This window comes from Exiguobacterium sp. UBA3491 (genome assembly GCF_002377745.1).
GTDB lineage: Bacteria > Bacillota > Bacilli > Exiguobacteriales > Exiguobacteriaceae > Exiguobacterium_A.
The window spans coordinates 146,225-163,000 of the sequence record NZ_DFQK01000012.1 but is presented as its reverse complement, the minus strand read 5'-3'; the positions used below and the strand labels follow the sequence as shown (position 1 = coordinate 163,000).

The following is a 16,776-nucleotide window of genomic DNA, read 5'->3' as shown; positions in this document are numbered from 1 at the left end:
CTGAAAGTATGCGGACGCATTTCGTCCGTGATCGATATCAACCGATCAAGTTTAATTCACGACCGACTTTTTCGAACGCTGCAAGAGCCGTCGTTAAATCTTCACGCGTATGTTCCGCCGTCACGATCGTCCGGACACGTGCTTTTCCTTTTGCGACCGTCGGGAAGGCGATGCCTTGAGCGAAGACACCTTCTTGACGGAGGCGATCCGACAATTCGTGGCAACGTGCTTCATCCCCGACGATGACCGGTGTGATCGGCGTCGTCGACGTGCCGATGTCGAATCCAAGATCCCGGAGTCCTTGTTTGAAGAATTCCGTGTTTTCCCACAGACGTTCGAAAAGTACCGTTTCTTCTTCCATGACGCGGAGTGCTTCGCGGTTCGCTTCGACGACCGCTGGTGGATGTGATGTCGAGAACAAGAACGGACGTCCTTTATGGATCAGATAATCTTTGACGTGCTGTTCACACGCGACGTATCCGCCAAGGACACCGATGGCTTTTGAGAGCGTACCAACTTGAAGAGCAACACGTCCGTCAAGACCGAAGTGATTGACCGTACCGCGTCCCGCTTTCCCAAGCACACCTGACGCATGAGCGTCATCGACCATGACGAGTGCGTCATAATGCTCGGCTAATTCAACGATTTCTGGAAGTGGTGCGATGTTTCCGTCCATCGAGAAGACACCGTCCGTGACGATAAGGCGCGTCCGCGCGTCTTGTGTTTCTTGTAAGGCCGCTTCAAGATCCGCCAAGTCGACGTGTTTATAGATCCGGCGTTTCGCTTTCGTCAGACGAATCCCGTCGATGATCGAAGCGTGGTTCAACTCATCCGAGATGACGACGTCTTCCGGACCGAGCAGTGCCGATAAGACACCTAAATTCGTGGCGAATCCAGACTGGAAGACGAGTGCTGCTTCCGTGTGCTTGAATGTCGCAAGTTCCCGTTCGAATGCTTGGTGCATCTCAAGTGTCCCGGCAATCGTCCGAACCGATCCTGTTCCAGCACCGAACGTGCGCGCTGCTTCCGCTGCTTGTTCAGCAAGACGTGGATGTGCTGCGAGTCCGAGGTAGTTGTTCGACGACAGTTGAATGAGTTCCTTACCATTGATCGTCACGCGGTTATGTTGTGCGCTCTCAAGTGCTACGAGGTTGCGGAACGTGCCCGCCTGTTTCATCTCTTCTAGTTCTGTCCGTAAGTGTTCAAATCCCATTAATTCGTCCCCCTTGGTTGTAATACGACTTTCCCGCATTTCCCTTGACGCATCAATTCAAATCCTTCTTCGAACCGCTCTAGCGGTAACGTGTGTGTGATTAACGGTCGGACATCGACTTTTCCGCTCGATAAGAAAGCAGAAACCTGGCTCCATGTCTCATACATCTTCCGACCGGTGATGCCTTGAACCCGGACACCTTTGAAGACGACGTGGTTCGTCAAATCGATTTCGACCGGTTTGACCGGCAGACTGAGGATGTTGACGTCTCCACCTGCTGTCACCATCTCGAAGGCTTGACGAATCGCAACCGGATGACCACTCATCTCACAGACGACATCAATTCCATCCCCGTCCGTCATGCGCTCGATCCGCTCCAAGACATCGTCATGACGTGAATCGATGACGACATCCGCCCCCATCGTCCGTGCGAGTTCAAGACGATATGGATTGACGTCGATTGCGACGACTTCCGCCGCACCGGCTGCTTTTGCGACCGAAACTGCCATCAGACCAATCGGACCACAACCGACGATTGCGACCGTTTTCGCGCTGACATCGCTCGCGAGTACCGTATGGACGGCATTGCCCATTGGCTCTTGAATCGAAGCGATCCCTGCTGGCATATCTTCCGGGTTGACCCAGAGGTTTTCTTCCGGCATGACGACGTATTCCGCAAAACAACCTTGTGTATCGACACCGATGATCTTCGTGTTCTTACAGATATGATATTGACCACGAAGACATTGTTTACATTGATGACAGACGATATGCGTCTCCGCCGAGACACGGTCACCGAGCTTCAAGCGTTTCGTGCCTTCTCCAAGCTCGACGACTTCGCCCGAGAACTCGTGACCGAAGACATACGGCGGATTGACACGCGAGGCTGCCCACGCATCCCACTCATAGATATGCACGTCCGTTCCACAGATCGATGTTGCCTCGACTCGAATCAAGACTTCCCCACGACTCGGTACGGGTACCGGTACTTCTTTCAGTGCCGCACCGAATCCGCGCTCTTCTTTGACGAGTGCACGCATCGTTTTCGTCGTTGCCGTCTCTTCTACCGTCGTTACTAATTTCGTCATCTTTCCCCGACTCCTTCGCGGAAGTTCGCGTTTATGTATATGTGGCGAACTTCCAAATGTTTAGCATCCCCAAAAAACCAAACACATCTTTCCTCTATCTTACATGAATTCTGCCGCTAGTTTACCGAATGTTTCTTCGTTTAGCTCAAGATCCGCATATGCGAGACCTGATTCTTGATAGCCGTCGATTTGTGACTGGTAATCAGGACGTGTTTCATCCTGATAAATCAATCCCATGACGAGTCCGTCGTGAGCATGAACGGTCTGTTTTGCAAGATCCAAGTTCGACGGATCGTATCCTTCGATGTCGGACAGCTTCGTCAAGTTCTGTTTGAACCAATCGTACGTATTGACCTTGTTGAACGTGACACACGGACTGAAGACGTTGATGAACGCAAACCCCTTATGTGCCGTCGCTTGCTCGATCAGTTGCGTCAAGCCCTTCAAATCGTTCGAGAAGCTTTGGGCAACGAACGTCGCACCAGCCGTCAAGGCGAGTTCAACCGGTGAAACACTCTTTTCGATCGACCCTTTTGGCGTCGATTTCGTCTTGAATCCAGGTGCAGAAGTAGGTGATGTCTGTCCTTTCGTCAAGCCGTAAATCTGATTGTCCATGACGATGTACGTCATGTCGACATTGCGCTTGAATGCATGAATCGTATGTCCCATGCCGATCGCAAATCCATCACCGTCGCCACCAGACGCGATGACTGTCAATTCGCGGTTCGCCATCTTAACACCTTGGGCGATCGGAAGGGATCGTCCATGAACGCCGTGGAAGCCATACGTATTGATATAACCGGAAATCCGACCAGAACAGCCGATCCCGGAAATCAATGCCAACTCTTCTGGCTCGAGACCGACGTTCGCGACAGCACGCTGAATCGCTGCTTGAATCGAGAAGTCTCCACACCCTGGACACCAGTTTGGTTTGACATCATTTCTAAAATCCTTAAAGGTTGCCATGATATACCCCTCCTACGACCTGCTCGACGACCTCTGCTGGGTAGAACGGGTCGCCATTGAATTTCAGGATATGCTCGATCTTCGATGCATGTCCACAGTTCATCTGGATCAGCTTCGCCAGTTGTCCCGTTGCGTTGTACTCGACGACGATGACTCGTTTGGCCCGCTCTAGGTGCGGCGTGACGAGCTCACTTGGGAACGGATGGACTTGACGGATATGCAAGTGATCAACCTTGATTCCTTGTGCTTCGAGTCGTGGCATGATCTCTTCGATCGTTCCACGTGTCGAGTTGAAACCGACGAATAAGATATCCGGTTCTGCATGATGCTCCGTTACGAGAACGGCATCCTGTAAGCGGAACGTGTTCAGCTTACGAAGTCGCTTCGTCATTTGATCGACCCGGTTCTTCGTCGCTTCCGACGGACGCCCTTCCTCATTGTGCTCAACACCCGTTACGTGGTGAATTCCGTGCTTGACGCCTGGAATGACACGTGGGCTGATTCCATCTTCCGTCACTTCGTAGCGTTTGAAGTACGCTTTTCCTTCAAGTTCCGGTAAGTCTTCCTGGATCAACTTCCCGCGACGGATCTCAACGCGTGACATATCCGGTGGTTCAACCGATTGTTTTCCGAGCGACAGCATCAAATCCGTCAATAGAATGACAGGGCATTGATACTCCTCTGCGATATTGAATGCTTCTGCTGCATCGTAGAACGCTTCTTCGACCGTTGACGGTGCCAAAACGACCTTCGGAATCTCACCATGTGTACTATAGATCATCGCCATCAAGTCCGACTGTTCCTGTTTCGTTGGTAGACCTGTTGACGGACCACCCCGTTGTGTATCGACGATGACGAGCGGTGTTTCCGTCATCCCGGATAATCCGATCGCTTCCGCCATTAGTGACAATCCTGGACCAGCAGACGCCGTCAAAGCACGGACACCTGCGTAGTTGGCACCAATTGCCATCGTGACCGCTGCCAGTTCGTCTTCCGTCTGGACGACCGTTCCACCGAACTGCGGTAATTTCTTGATTAAGTATTCCATGATCTCAGATGATGGTGTGATCGGGTAAGCTGCCATCAGACGCGCTCCACCGGCAATCGCGCCAAGAGCAATTGCATCGTTTCCAATCATGAACATCCGTTGTTTTCCGTCAGCCGGTTCCAAGACGAACCGTTCGCCCTCTCCTGCAAGAGCTTCAAACGCTGCTGCTCCTTCACGAATCGCTGCTAAGTTCTTCTCGACCATATCTGGACCTTTTCGTCCGAAAATCTGTTCGACGACGGCTTGGAAACGCTCTGGTGCAATGCCGAGAATCGCACTCGATGCACCAATCGCGACCATGTTCTTCATCAAGGCCGTACCGAGATCAGCTGCGATCTCCGTAAATGGAATCGCATACAAGGAAGCGCGTGCTTCGTCCGGATTCGTCGGATTGAATTTCGCATCCGCGATGATGATGGCACCTTGACGCAATTCATGGAAGTTGACGTCGATCGTCTCTTGATCGAACGCGACCAAAATATCGAGATCATCGGAAATCGTCCGGACTTCCTGTGTTGCGACACGAATCTTATTATTCGTATGTCCTCCCTTGATACGTGACGAAAAGTGACGGTAGCCATACAGGTAATAGCCGAGTCGATTCAAGGCAATCGCAAAGATTTCGCCTGTTGATTCGATCCCTTCTCCCTGCTGACCGCCAACTTTCCATGATAACTGATTATACATCGACGTTCGCTCCTTCTCTGTCCCCTGAAATGATAGTTCTCTCTATCCTCCCTCATGATACCGATTTACCGGAAGTAGTACAATGCTCCCTCGGTGGAAAGGTGAGAAAAATTCGAAGACGCAGCAAAAAGACCATCTACTCCAGTCGAGTAAATGGTCTACTTGTAAATATAGGACCTATGTCCAATTCATCATCGTGGTTCGATGATGAGTTTGATGGCGGTTCTTTCTTCTCCATCAATTAAAATGTCTGTGAAGGCTGGGATACAAATCAAATCGATGCCAGAAGGCGCCACGAATCCGCGTGCGATGGCGACGGCTTTGACAGATTGATTGAGCGCTCCCGCACCAATGGCCTGAATCTCGACGGAACCTCTCTCTCGAATGACACCCGCGAGTGCACCTGCTACCGCGTTTGGATTCGACTTAGCTGATACTTTCAGGACGTCCATGCGTGTACCTCCCCATCCAGAAATGGCAATCAGTCGAAGAATACTGACTGATCCGTCAGATGAATCCGTTCAATCTTCGTTGCTTTTTTGGTTGTGTCATCGATATGAATCAAGACTCCATTAAGTTGTTCCCGTCCTTCGGCAACTTCAAACCGCGTTGGGAGCTGTGTCTTAAATTTTCGTAGGACATCTTCCTGACGCATCCCGAGCACACCGTTCAGCGGACCTGTCATCCCGACATCCGTGATATAAGCCGTTCCTCCGTCAAGAACACGCTCATCTGCTGTCTGGACGTGCGTATGTGTGCCAACGACAGCTTGTACACGACCATCGAGGTGATAACCCATCGCGATTTTTTCACTCGTTGCTTCCGCATGGACATCAACGAAGATCGCATCGACTTTTCCTTCGACTTCCGCAATCAGTTCATCAACGGTACGGAACGGGTCACCGAGAGGTGGTAAGAAGACCGTTCCTTGGACGTTGATGACGGCAATCTTTTTATTGCCTGCCTTGACGATCATCATCCCACGACCTGGTGTGCCTTCCGGATAGTTCGCAGGACGGATGATCCGGTCCGCGTCGTCAATCCAGTCAAAGATGTCACGGTTATCAAACGTATGGTTCCCCATCGTGATGCCGTGGAATCCGAGTTCGAGGAATTGATGATAGATCGACTTCGTGATGCCGCGTCCGTGTGCTGCATTTTCACCGTTGACGAGCATGACGTTCGGATTGTATTTCGCTTTCAAGCGTGCTGTGAATTGTTGCAGGATATGTCGACCGGGTGCACCGACGACGTCTCCGACGAATAAAATCTTCATTGCTGTTCCTCCGTTCATTAAAAAAAGTGGCGGTCGCCCGCCACTCCACTTATTTCGCGTATTCGACTGCTCGCGTTTCCCGAATGACCGTGACTTTGATGTGTCCCGGATAATCGAGTTCTTCTTCGATTTTTTTCCGGATGTCACTCGCCATCTTGTGAGCCAGTACATCATCGACGACGTCAGGTCGAACGATGATGCGGACTTCACGACCCGCTTGGATCGCAAATGATTTTTCGACACCGTCGAACGATTCCGAGATTTCCTCGAGGCGTTCGAGACGGCGGATATAACTTTCGAGTGTCTCTTGACGTGCACCTGGACGAGCAGCAGATAATGCATCCGCAGCTGCGACCAAGACGGAAATGACAGATGTCGCTTCCGTATCCCCGTGGTGGGACGCGATCGCGTTGATGACGGTTGGATGCTCTTTATACTTCGTACCGAGCTCGACTCCGATCTCAACGTGACTGCCTTCGACTTCGTGGTCGATCGCTTTCCCGATATCATGCAGAAGACCCGCACGCTTCGCAAGCGTGACATCTTCTCCAAGTTCAGCTGCCATCATACCTGCAAGGTGGGCAACCTCAAGTGAGTGATACAGGACGTTCTGTCCGTAACTCGTACGGTACTTCAAGCGACCGAGAATTTTGACAAGGTCCGGATGAATGCCGTGGATTCCGACATCATACGTCGCTTCTTCCCCGATTTCTCGAATCCGCTCGTCGACTTCACGACGGGATTTGTCGACCATCTCTTCAATACGGGCCGGGTGAATCCGACCATCCTGAACCAATTTCTCGAGCGCCATTTTAGCGACTTCGCGACGAATTGGGTCAAAACCAGACAAAATGACGGCTTCCGGCGTATCATCGATGATCAAGTCGATCCCAGTCAAGGTCTCGAGCGTACGGATGTTGCGGCCTTCCCGTCCGATGATCCGACCTTTCATCTCATCGTTCGGCAAGTTGACGACCGATACAGTCGTCTCTGCGATATGTTCAGCGGCGAACCGTTGAATCGCAAGTGACAAGATGTTACGTGCTTTCTTGTCGGATTCTTCTTTTGCTTTTTGTTCGATTTCTTTTTGAAGAATGGCTGCGTCGTGTAAAGCAGCCTGTTTCGTCTCATCCATGATGATCGTTCTTGCCTCGTCTTGCGATAAATTCGCGACGCGGACAAGCTCTTGACGTCCCTGTTCATACAGGTCCTCTACTTTGCGCTCTAGTTCTTCAGCTTGATGCTTCCGTTTCGCGATCTCTGCATCACGTGTATTGATTTGATCTTCCTTACGGTCGATAGCGTCAACACGGCGATCGAGTGTCTCTTCTTTCTGGAGCAACCGGGCTTCTTGTTTCGCTAGCTCTTGGCGACGTTCACGCAATTCTTTTTCCACTTCGTTACGAAGTTTGAATGCTTCATCTTTCGCTTCGAGTACTGCTTCTTTTTTCGTTGCCTCAGCCGATTCACGCGCACGTTCAACGATTTTGTTCGCTTCCGTTTCTGCGCCTTGAATTTTCGCTTCTGCAATCGATTTCCGCAAGAAGTAGCCTACGATGAATGCGATCAGCAAAGTGAGGAGAAGTATGACAATCCAAGTCAGTGTACTCATGGGTTCACCTCCCCTTTGCAAGGTGTTTCTTAGTTCATTTCGGTATTTCATCGAAGCTGTCTAAAAAACGTACATCTATATTGTAAGGATAGCACTCGTTCATTGTCAACGAACGGACGGGAAAGAATTCCACTGTTTTCCTCTTTTACACTAAAAAAGAGAGGATTCGCATGCGAATCCTCTCTGAAACGGTTTATTCAGCAAATAGATCTTCTGGTTGTTCTGCTTCGAAATCAACCGGCTCTTCGCGATCGACGAGACCGTGGTGTTCACGAATCAAACGTTCGACCTCTGCTGCGACTTCCGGATGCTCGACCATGTATTGCTTCGCGTTCTCACGTCCTTGACCGAGACGCTCTGAGTTGTACGAGTACCATGCACCACTCTTTTGAACGATATCGAGGTCTGTTCCGATGTCGATCAACTCACCGACCTTCGAAATCCCTTGACCGTACATGATATCAACTTCCGCTTGTTTGAACGGAGGTGCGATCTTGTTTTTGACGACCTTAATCTTCGTTTTGTTACCGACGACGTCCGTACCGTTTTTCAACGCTTCCGCACGACGCACTTCTAAACGTACAGACGAGTAGAATTTAAGTGCGCGACCACCTGGAGTTGTTTCCGGGTTACCGAACATGACACCGATTTTTTCACGGATTTGGTTGATGAAGATGACGATCGTCTTCGATTTATTCGTTGCACCAGACAACTTACGAAGCGCTTGGCTCATTAAACGTGCTTGAAGACCGACGTGTGAGTCACCCATTTCGCCTTCGATCTCTGCTTTTGGTACGAGTGCCGCAACAGAGTCGACGACAAGAATATCGACCGCACCAGAACGAACGAGTGCTTCCGCGATTTCAAGTGCCTGTTCCCCAGAGTCCGGTTGTGACAAGAGGAGCTCATCGATGTTTACACCAAGTTTGTTGGCATATGCTGGATCAAGCGCGTGCTCCGCATCGATGAATGCTGCTTGTCCACCTTGTTTTTGAACTTCTGCGATTGCATGAAGCGCTACCGTCGTTTTACCTGACGATTCAGGTCCGTATACTTCGATGACCCGTCCACGTGGGTATCCACCTGCACCTAGGGCAATATCTAATGTAATCGATCCAGAAGAGATCACTGAAACCTTCTGATCCGCATTTTCTCCGAGTTTCATGATGGAACCTTTACCGAACTGTTTCTCTATCTGGCGTAACGCCATCTCAAGTGCTGCTTTACGATCACTCACGTAGCAGGCCTCCTTTTAATTATCTTACTGAGATTATTGTACTTCTTTTGAGACCGAATGACAAGCATTTTACGAACATTTATTCGCATACTTGCACATTGGCCAATTTTCTCACTCGGGTGCTTTTTCGAGATGTTTCAGTAGAAGGAAATAGGTATCCTTGACGGCGCGCAGTCGAATCATTCCTCGGTCGAACGATGGATATTGCCATTCGACGATGCGTGTTCCACGTGCGTCCGCAACAGCACAATAGACGGTTCCGACCACTTTTCCGCTGTTGCTCGTCGGACCTGCTTCCCCTGTCAAAGCGACGGCGATATCGGATTGATACAGTTCGCGTACCCCTTCAGCCATCGCGATCGCGACCTCTTTACTGACAGCAGTATGCTCTCGTAACAAAACTTCCGGTACCGATAATACGCCTTGCTTCGCTGCATCATCATACACGACGGCGCTCCCACGCAACACTTGACTCGCACCGCTGACATCAACGAGTCCACTTGCGATAGCTCCTCCCGTCAGTGATTCGGCGAGTGACAGTGTCAATCCTGCTTCTTGATACCGTTTCAGTACGACTTCCGGCAGGCTTGTCTCGCCATATCCATAAAAGTACATGCCCACTTCAGCCAGTACGTGTTGTTCCAGTTCATCGAGCATACGGTCGGCTTCCTGTTGATCGAGTGCTTTAGCAGTCAGACGCAACCGTACTTCAGCGAGTTCCGCATAAGGGGCGACCGATGGATTGGTTGCTTCTTTGATTAACGTTTCCAGGCGATCGTTTAGAGCCGATTCTCCGATTCCGAAGAAACGTAGTGTTCGGGAACGGATTGTCTCTTGACCGAACAAATGACTGAAGTGATCTTTGAGGATTTGCTTCATCTCACGTGGCACACCGGGTAAAACGATATATTGGTGGTGCTCCGTCTGCACCGACATACCGGGAGCAAGACCCGCATCATTGCGTAAAACCGTCGCGCCATCGATGACTAATGCTTGTTTCCGTTCATTGTTCGTCATCTCCCGTTGACGTGTCTTCAAGAATCCTTCGATTCTTTCGTACGCTGCTTGATCGAGAACGAGATCGCGCCCAAGCAGGTCAGCGAGCACCTCTTTCGTCAAGTCATCCTCGGTCGGTCCAAGCCCCCCTGTGATGACAAGGAGATCCGCCCGCTGTTGCGCCTGACGGAACGTTTCCTGCATCCGCTCGCGGTTGTCACCGACGACTGTATGATAATGAACGTCAATTCCTGCACTGGCTAGCCATTCGGAAAGGTACTGTGCATTCGTGTTGGCGATTTCTCCAAGGAGAAGCTCACTTCCGACTGCGATGATTTCTGCTTTCATGTTGATTCCTCACCTTCTTGAAGTATAAGAAAAGACTGTTCGGTATGACGAACAGTCTAAATTGATCCAACTCACATGGATTTCGTAATTAACTTGATGTTTTTCGAGAAATACTCGACGCCAGAATAGATCGTCAAGATAAGAGCAAGCCACATCGTGATATCTGCGAATGGAATGTTCCACATCGCAAAAACGATATCGTGCAATAAATACGCTGTAATCGATGTCAACTGGACCCATGTCTTTGCTTTCCCAGAGTTTCCGGCAGCAAGAACGATGCCTTCGTCAGATGCGACAAGACGAAGACCTGTGACAGCGAACTCACGGCAGAGAATGATGACGACGATCCATGCCGCGACGAACTCAAGTTCCACGAGGTAGACGAGCGCAGCAGCGACTAACATCTTATCAGCAAGTGGATCCATGAATTTTCCAAAGTTCGTCACTAGTTTTTGTTTGCGGGCGATATACCCATCAAGCCAGTCCGTCAGTGAAGCAACAAGGAAGATGATGGCTGCAACGAAGTGTGAGACGGGAAGTTCAGCTCCTAGTACATCCCACTGTCCCCAGTTCGGATCAATCGCAAGTACGATGACGAACACAGGAATTAATAAAACGCGTAATACTGTCAATTGATTCGGTAAGTTCATGTAACGCCCTCCTCCTTCATTTCATATGTAGATGAATATGCCATCTAAAAGAAGGCACGCCGGTTTACGGCGTGGCTACTTTCTTCAGATAGATGTTTTGGACGAGAAGCGAACGGTTCAGTTTCAGTTCTTGGTCATTGACGACGATTTTATCAATCCCTTTAATTGAACCGATCCGGATCCGGATCAAGTCCGTCTTCGCGTCCTTCACGACGATCGGATTCGGATCCGACGCGTTGATGTGATCTGGCGCGAGTGCTTTTCCTTCAAGGGATGTATCACGCACACCAACGAATGGTGATGGAGAGGCATCTTTCTTGATTTGAATCGAGACACTCATCGTATCTTTCGTTGCGACTTCATAGGTGACATCTTGACCAGATGTCGACTTCGCAGCAAGCGCTTCTTTTTTAGGTTTTTCTTTTGTTTCTTCTTGTTTCGCCGGTTCTTCCTTCGGCTTTTCTTCTGTCTTCGCAGGCGCATCCGTTTCTTTACTCGGTGCGTCTCCTTGGTCGATCGTGACATCGTTTTGCTTCGGTGCAGACGTTTTTGCCTCTTCGTTACCGTCGAGGAACATCTGAAGTCCATAATACAAGGCAGCACCAATCGCAAAAATCAGCACGATGATGATGATGTTCGGAATCCAGCGCTTTGCAACGCTTTTCTTCGGTGCACTTGATTTCGAATACGTCGCGCGTCGTGATAATTCGACGACCGGTTGTGCCTCCGGTTCCGGAAGATCACGCTTATAGGTCGTGAAGACTTCGTCGACGTCAAGACCGAGTGCTTCCGCATATGTCTTGATGAAGGCCCGGGCGTAAAAAGCACCTGGTAATTGATCATAGTTGCCTTCTTCAATCGCGACGATGTAACGCTTTTGAATCTTCGTCGTCGTTTGAATTTGTTCGAGAGAGACGCCTAGCGTCTCTCGTTGTTCCTTTAAGTAGGTTCCGAGCTCGGTCATCGGTAACACACCTTCCATTTTTCATACTTATTCAAAGTTGAACCAATCATTTCCCCCATGGGAACGAGGCAGTTCAGTCACAATGATTTCTTCTGTCGTGTTGCGTAATTCAATGATGTAATCAAAATCATCCCACGTATATTCACTTGATTTGACGAATGCATCCGGATGTTCGACGATTTTCGTCGCCGGTAGTCGCATGACTTCGCGTAAAATCTGCCAGTGCCGTTCATCGAAATTCCGTTGCGACACCAATGCATCGATGATGTAGACGTAATCCCCAGTCCGTTCGTCATCGAATAACGACGTTCGTACCGTCTGTTTGATCAGCGTCGAAGAAAGGAACAACCATTTCTTGTTCGCACTGACGCTTGCAGCGACGATCGATTCCGTCTTCCCGACTCGTGGCATACCGCGGACACCAATCAACAAGTGCCCATCCTGTTTGCATAGTTCTGCCATGAAATCGACGAGAATCCCTAAGTCTTCCCGAACGAAGCGGAACGTCTTTCGTTCATCACTGCTTTGATCGATATAACGACCGTGACGAATCGCGATCCGATCACGCAGTTTTGGTTTTCGTAGTTTGATGACCTCTATGGTTGACATCGTCTTGAGAATAGCAGCGAGTCGTGGAATTTGATCCGGTTGTTTCGTTTGGAGCAACATACCGCGTCGTTGATGATCGACACCATTGATCGTCACGATCGAAATATGTAACATTCCCATCAACGAAGCAATGTCCCCGAGTATACCGGGACGGTTGACCTTTAATTCATATTCGAGATACCATTGCTCGAACTCACTCACGCGTCCATCCTCCTCTATTGATACGATTATCCATTCCTCATGTTAAATGATTTTTTGAAAAATGAAAAGCATTCCTGAACTGAAATTCCAATGCTTACATCCACGCACCATCTATTTTAAGGATGGCTCCCGACACATAACTCGATTCTGGTTGCACCAAGTAACGGATCGCGGAAGCTACTTCCTCTGCTTTTCCGAATCGTCCGGCAGGGATTTCAGCAATCGCTTCTGCCTTTTCATCCTCAGAAAAAATCGCGTTCATCGGCGTATCAATCCATCCTGGCGTAATCGCATTGATGCGTCCATGCATTGGTCCAAGTTCTTTACTGTATGCTTTGACGAAGCCCAGCTGTGCTGCCTTGCACGTCGAATAGGCAACTTCACCCGCGACACCTTGTTCCCCTAATACACTACTGATGACGACGATCGCCAGCTGCGACGTAAACGGTTTCGTCCGCGTCACGGTTTGACTGATGCGCATCAACGCATCGACATGTATTCTCCAAAGTTCACTCATTGATGTTGCCGATTGATCGAGCAACAGACCGCTATAACTCGTTCCGGCACAATGGACGAAGGCATCGACGACAGGTAACGCCGTACAAAATGCCTGCAAGTCCTCATCATCCGCTAAATTCGCCGTCAAGATGTGGTGCTCTCCTTGCCACTCCTCTATCATCCGTTCCAAAACCGCTTGCTGTCGATACGTCTGAAGCACCAATTCATGTCCGGCGGCAGCAAGTTGTTTTGCTGCCGCAAGACCAATGGCGCCACTCGCACCGGTGATGAGGATTCGCATCACGCGTACGGTTTGACGATTGAGATCGCCCGGTTTTCAATGGCGAACAACTCGTCGAAACGGGCTTCGATCTCTTCTTTCGTAATCGAAGCAATCAATGTCGGAAGCGTGAACAGATTCGTACCGGCAAGTGCGTGACGCGAGAACTGATTCGCAATGAATTCCGGTGAATTCAAGGCACGGAGGAATTTCCCTTGCATCATGTTCCGCTTGCGCGTGACTTCATCTTCCGTGAAGTCAGGACGCGTTTGCAGAAGTGTCTCATATGCTTGGATAAACTTGTCTGGATCCTCTGTCTCCATGCCGAACGTCGCGAAGGCGAACTCTTCTTCACTCGAGTAATCAAAGCTGAACGTATCGTCGATCAGACCGTCTTCATACAATTCCAAATACGTCGATGATGTTTGATCGAATAAGAGGTGCAATAATAATTCACTCGTCAACTCACGACGGACTTGTGCTTCGCCGCGGACAGATTCGTCTTTGTAGCCGATCAATACCTTCGGTGTCTTGACGTCGAGCTCGAGTTCAAGACGTGGACGATGCACGCCGTGCGGTTCTTGACCGTAATCCCGTTCAATCGCTGGACGATCCGTATAATCCTTCTTCGCCTGGTTTGCTTTAATTAACGCTAGTGTCTCTTCCGGGTCGATGTTTCCGACGACGAACAACACCATGTTTGATGGATGATAGAACGTACGATAGCACGTGTATAGGTCATCGGCTGTGATTTGATTGATCGATTCCGGTGTTCCTGCGATATCGATTCGGACCGGATGCGTCGCATACATCGATTCGATTAGACCGAAGAACAGACGCCACCCTGGATTATCTTGATACATCTGAATTTCCTGCGTGATGATCCCCTTCTCTTTTTCAACGCTTTCCGGCGTGAAGTAGGGATCTTGTACGAAATCAATCAATGTCTCGAGGTTTTGTTCGATCAGTGACGTTGCTGAGAACAAGTACGCTGTTCGTGAGAACGAGGTAAAGGCGTTCGCTGAGGCACCGAGACGACCGAACTCTTGGAAGACGTCACCTTTTTCGGATTCAAACATCTTATGCTCGAGGAAGTGGGCGATGCCGTCCGGTACCGTGATCCATTCCTCTCCTTTTTTAAATCGTTGATCAATCGAACCATAACGTGTCGTAAACGTCGCATACGTCTTTTCGTATCCTTTTTTTTGCAACAGATAGACGGATAAGCCGTTATCGAGCTGCTCGTGGTATACCGTTTCGTCTGTATCGTGATAAGTCAGTTGTTCCATCATGCTTCACCTCGCAATAGATATACGGCATCTAGATCGATTGCCGCTGCTAATCGAACGACGTCTTCACGTGTCGCCGTCTCGATGATGTGGATCTCATCTTCAAGTGTCAGTCCACGCATCTTCGAACCATTCAACCAACCAATCAATTGCCCCGGCTGATCAAGAATTTGCCGGCGCGCATTGATCAACATCGCCTTCGTCTGTGTTAATTCTTCATCGGTGAACTGTCCCGCCTTCAAATCAACGAGTTGCTCTAGGATGATTTTCTCGGCACGTTCCGCTTCTTTTGTGTCAACCCCTGCATAGACGTAGAGTGCACTGTTTAATGCCGCATATCGTGAAGCCGCATAATAGGCGAGACTCTCTTTTTCACGGACATTCATGAACAGTTTTGAATGTGGAAAGCCACCAAACAGACCGTTGACGATTTGCATCCGGATTGAATCGGCAGACGTCGGATCGACCGCTACCCGGTAACCAAGGTGCAGCTTCCCTTGTTTGATCGGTTGCGTTTCGCTCGACCGTTTCACACCGTTGACCGGTTTTTGGGCAGGGATGTAATGGCTGACTTTTTCTGAGTGCGATGGCAAGAAGGACAACGCATCTTCCATTTCCTCCTTCGTCACCTGTCCGACGACGAAAACATCGATTCGATCGTCTTCGATCATCGAACGGTATGTATCACGCAAGGACGATGGAGTGATCCGTTCTAGTTCTTCGATTGTCCCAAGCGATGGTAACGAGACGGCTTCACCTGGTGCCATCAATTCAAGAAGACGCTGCTGTGCGTAGCGCATCTTATCGTCGTACAGCGAGCTGATTCGTAAAGCATGCAGTCGCTTTTCTTGTTTGACGAACTGTTCGCGGAAACCACTTTCCGTCAAGTCTGGATACAGCACCATTTGCTCTAGCAATTCAAGTGCTTCTTTTAATAACGACGGGTGATGGACGAGTTCTCCACGGACGACATCAAGTTGGAACGAGATGACATGCTCTTCACCGAACTTCGACGCGTCCGCATAAAGCCCGGCATCATATAATGTCTCAAGTGGCTCACGTAATGCTTTCATCGACGGATAAGCTGCTGTCGATTTTTCCATGATGTATGGTAAAATCGCGCGGCTAGTCAGTGTTTTCGCCTCTAGCGGTGCTGAAAACGTGACGAGGATCGTCGTCGTCTTGAATTTATCGGTCGGAACGAGGTGGAAGCTCGTTCCTTCCTTTTTCCATGTGCTAAATGACTGACTCATTACTCTCCATCCTTTCGTTTGAACACATGCGCACTGCGAACGTATTCAATATCTGCTTTTTGGTTAACGGCATTCTCATAACGGGCTGCTGTAAAAAAGAAATCACTGAGCCGATTGATGAACGGTAACAAATGAGCCGCTTGGGGAACATCGATCATCGAACGTTCGACGCGACGGCAGACCGTCCGTGCCACATGCAATGTCGCGGCCGCTTCCGTTCCGCCTGGTAAGATGAACTTGTCGAGTGGTGGCGATAATTCCGTTAAACTATCAATCCAACTTTCTAAATCAACTGTTGCTTCCTGACTTAACCGTGATGGACGAGGTTCGACATACATCAAGTCACTGCCACAGTCGAACAACGCATGCTGGATGACCGTCAATTGTTCTCGTACTTCGATCGATGATGCTTTGGTCCGAGCAAGTCCGACGAAGCTATTCAATTCATCGAGTTCTCCCATCAAGCTGATCAATCGATCATTTTTTTTGACTCTCCCACCGACAAGGGATGTTTCTCCTTCATCGCCTGATTTCGTATAAATTTTCATGTTTTATTCACTC

The 16,776-nt window shown here is 49.6% G+C and carries 16 protein-coding genes; all 16 read right to left on the bottom strand.

The annotated features are described in order from the left end of the window. Positions 1 to 37: 37 nt before the first annotated feature. Positions 38 to 1,213, bottom strand: coding sequence for a glycine C-acetyltransferase (locus tag B4F99_RS03910; protein WP_290755450.1), 1,176 nt, complete (start codon positions 1,211 to 1,213; stop codon positions 38 to 40). Further along, entirely contained in the window at positions 1,213 to 2,301 is a 1,089-nt protein-coding gene (gene tdh, locus B4F99_RS03905) for an L-threonine 3-dehydrogenase (protein ID WP_214855275.1), read from the bottom strand. Before tdh ends, B4F99_RS03910 begins: the two co-directional genes overlap by 1 nt. Before the next feature lie 99 nt (positions 2,302 to 2,400). Beyond that, positions 2,401 to 3,267, bottom strand: a complete 867-nt coding sequence (locus B4F99_RS03900) for a 2-oxoacid:ferredoxin oxidoreductase subunit beta (RefSeq protein ID WP_023467707.1) — start codon at positions 3,265 to 3,267, stop codon at positions 2,401 to 2,403. Next, a complete protein-coding gene (locus tag B4F99_RS03895) occupies positions 3,254 to 5,002 on the bottom strand; it encodes a 2-oxoacid:acceptor oxidoreductase subunit alpha (protein WP_035398188.1) in 1,749 nt (582 codons plus the stop codon). Before B4F99_RS03895 ends, B4F99_RS03900 begins: the two co-directional genes overlap by 14 nt. Before the next feature lie 191 nt (positions 5,003 to 5,193). Continuing rightward, the gene (locus tag B4F99_RS03890) at positions 5,194 to 5,454 is read right to left on the bottom strand and encodes a stage V sporulation protein S (RefSeq protein WP_023467705.1); all 261 of its coding nucleotides are present in this window, start codon (positions 5,452 to 5,454) and stop codon (positions 5,194 to 5,196) included. A gap of 29 nt (positions 5,455 to 5,483) precedes the next feature. After that, entirely contained in the window at positions 5,484 to 6,278 is a 795-nt protein-coding gene (locus tag B4F99_RS03885; protein WP_035408850.1) for a TIGR00282 family metallophosphoesterase, read from the bottom strand. A 49-nt stretch (positions 6,279 to 6,327) separates the two neighbouring features. Further along, positions 6,328 to 7,890 (bottom strand): ribonuclease Y, encoded by a 1,563-nt coding sequence (rny, locus tag B4F99_RS03880; protein WP_290755447.1) that lies wholly within the window; start codon positions 7,888 to 7,890, stop codon positions 6,328 to 6,330. A 193-nt stretch (positions 7,891 to 8,083) separates the two neighbouring features. After that, entirely contained in the window at positions 8,084 to 9,127 is a 1,044-nt protein-coding gene (recA, locus tag B4F99_RS03875) for a recombinase RecA (protein ID WP_290755445.1), read from the bottom strand. A 111-nt stretch (positions 9,128 to 9,238) separates the two neighbouring features. Next, entirely contained in the window at positions 9,239 to 10,471 is a 1,233-nt protein-coding gene (locus B4F99_RS03870; protein ID WP_290755443.1) for a competence/damage-inducible protein A, read from the bottom strand. 71 nt (positions 10,472 to 10,542) lie between these two features. Then, complete coding sequence (gene pgsA / locus B4F99_RS03865; protein WP_214855267.1) at positions 10,543 to 11,121, bottom strand: CDP-diacylglycerol--glycerol-3-phosphate 3-phosphatidyltransferase; 579 nt, start codon at positions 11,119 to 11,121, stop codon at positions 10,543 to 10,545. A gap of 64 nt (positions 11,122 to 11,185) precedes the next feature. Beyond that, positions 11,186 to 12,085: a helix-turn-helix domain-containing protein gene (locus B4F99_RS03860; RefSeq protein ID WP_290755440.1), complete on the bottom strand. Its 900-nt coding sequence runs from the start codon at positions 12,083 to 12,085 to the stop codon at positions 11,186 to 11,188. 27 nt (positions 12,086 to 12,112) lie between these two features. Next, complete coding sequence (locus tag B4F99_RS03855; protein WP_023467698.1) at positions 12,113 to 12,895, bottom strand: DUF3388 domain-containing protein; 783 nt, start codon at positions 12,893 to 12,895, stop codon at positions 12,113 to 12,115. Between the two features lie 94 nt (positions 12,896 to 12,989). Next, positions 12,990 to 13,694, bottom strand: coding sequence for an elongation factor P 5-aminopentanone reductase (gene ymfI / locus B4F99_RS03850; RefSeq protein WP_056060433.1), 705 nt, complete (start codon positions 13,692 to 13,694; stop codon positions 12,990 to 12,992). Further along, complete coding sequence (gene yfmH, locus B4F99_RS03845; protein WP_231496875.1) at positions 13,694 to 14,965, bottom strand: EF-P 5-aminopentanol modification-associated protein YfmH; 1,272 nt, start codon at positions 14,963 to 14,965, stop codon at positions 13,694 to 13,696. Before yfmH ends, ymfI begins: the two co-directional genes overlap by 1 nt. Continuing rightward, positions 14,962 to 16,215, bottom strand: a complete 1,254-nt coding sequence (gene yfmF, locus B4F99_RS03840) for an EF-P 5-aminopentanol modification-associated protein YfmF (protein WP_214855261.1) — start codon at positions 16,213 to 16,215, stop codon at positions 14,962 to 14,964. Before yfmF ends, yfmH begins: the two co-directional genes overlap by 4 nt. Next, on the bottom strand, positions 16,215 to 16,763 hold the full coding sequence (locus B4F99_RS03835) for a cob(I)yrinic acid a,c-diamide adenosyltransferase (protein WP_035408870.1): 549 nt from the start codon (positions 16,761 to 16,763) through the stop codon (positions 16,215 to 16,217). Before B4F99_RS03835 ends, yfmF begins: the two co-directional genes overlap by 1 nt. Positions 16,764 to 16,776: the final 13 nt, after the last annotated feature.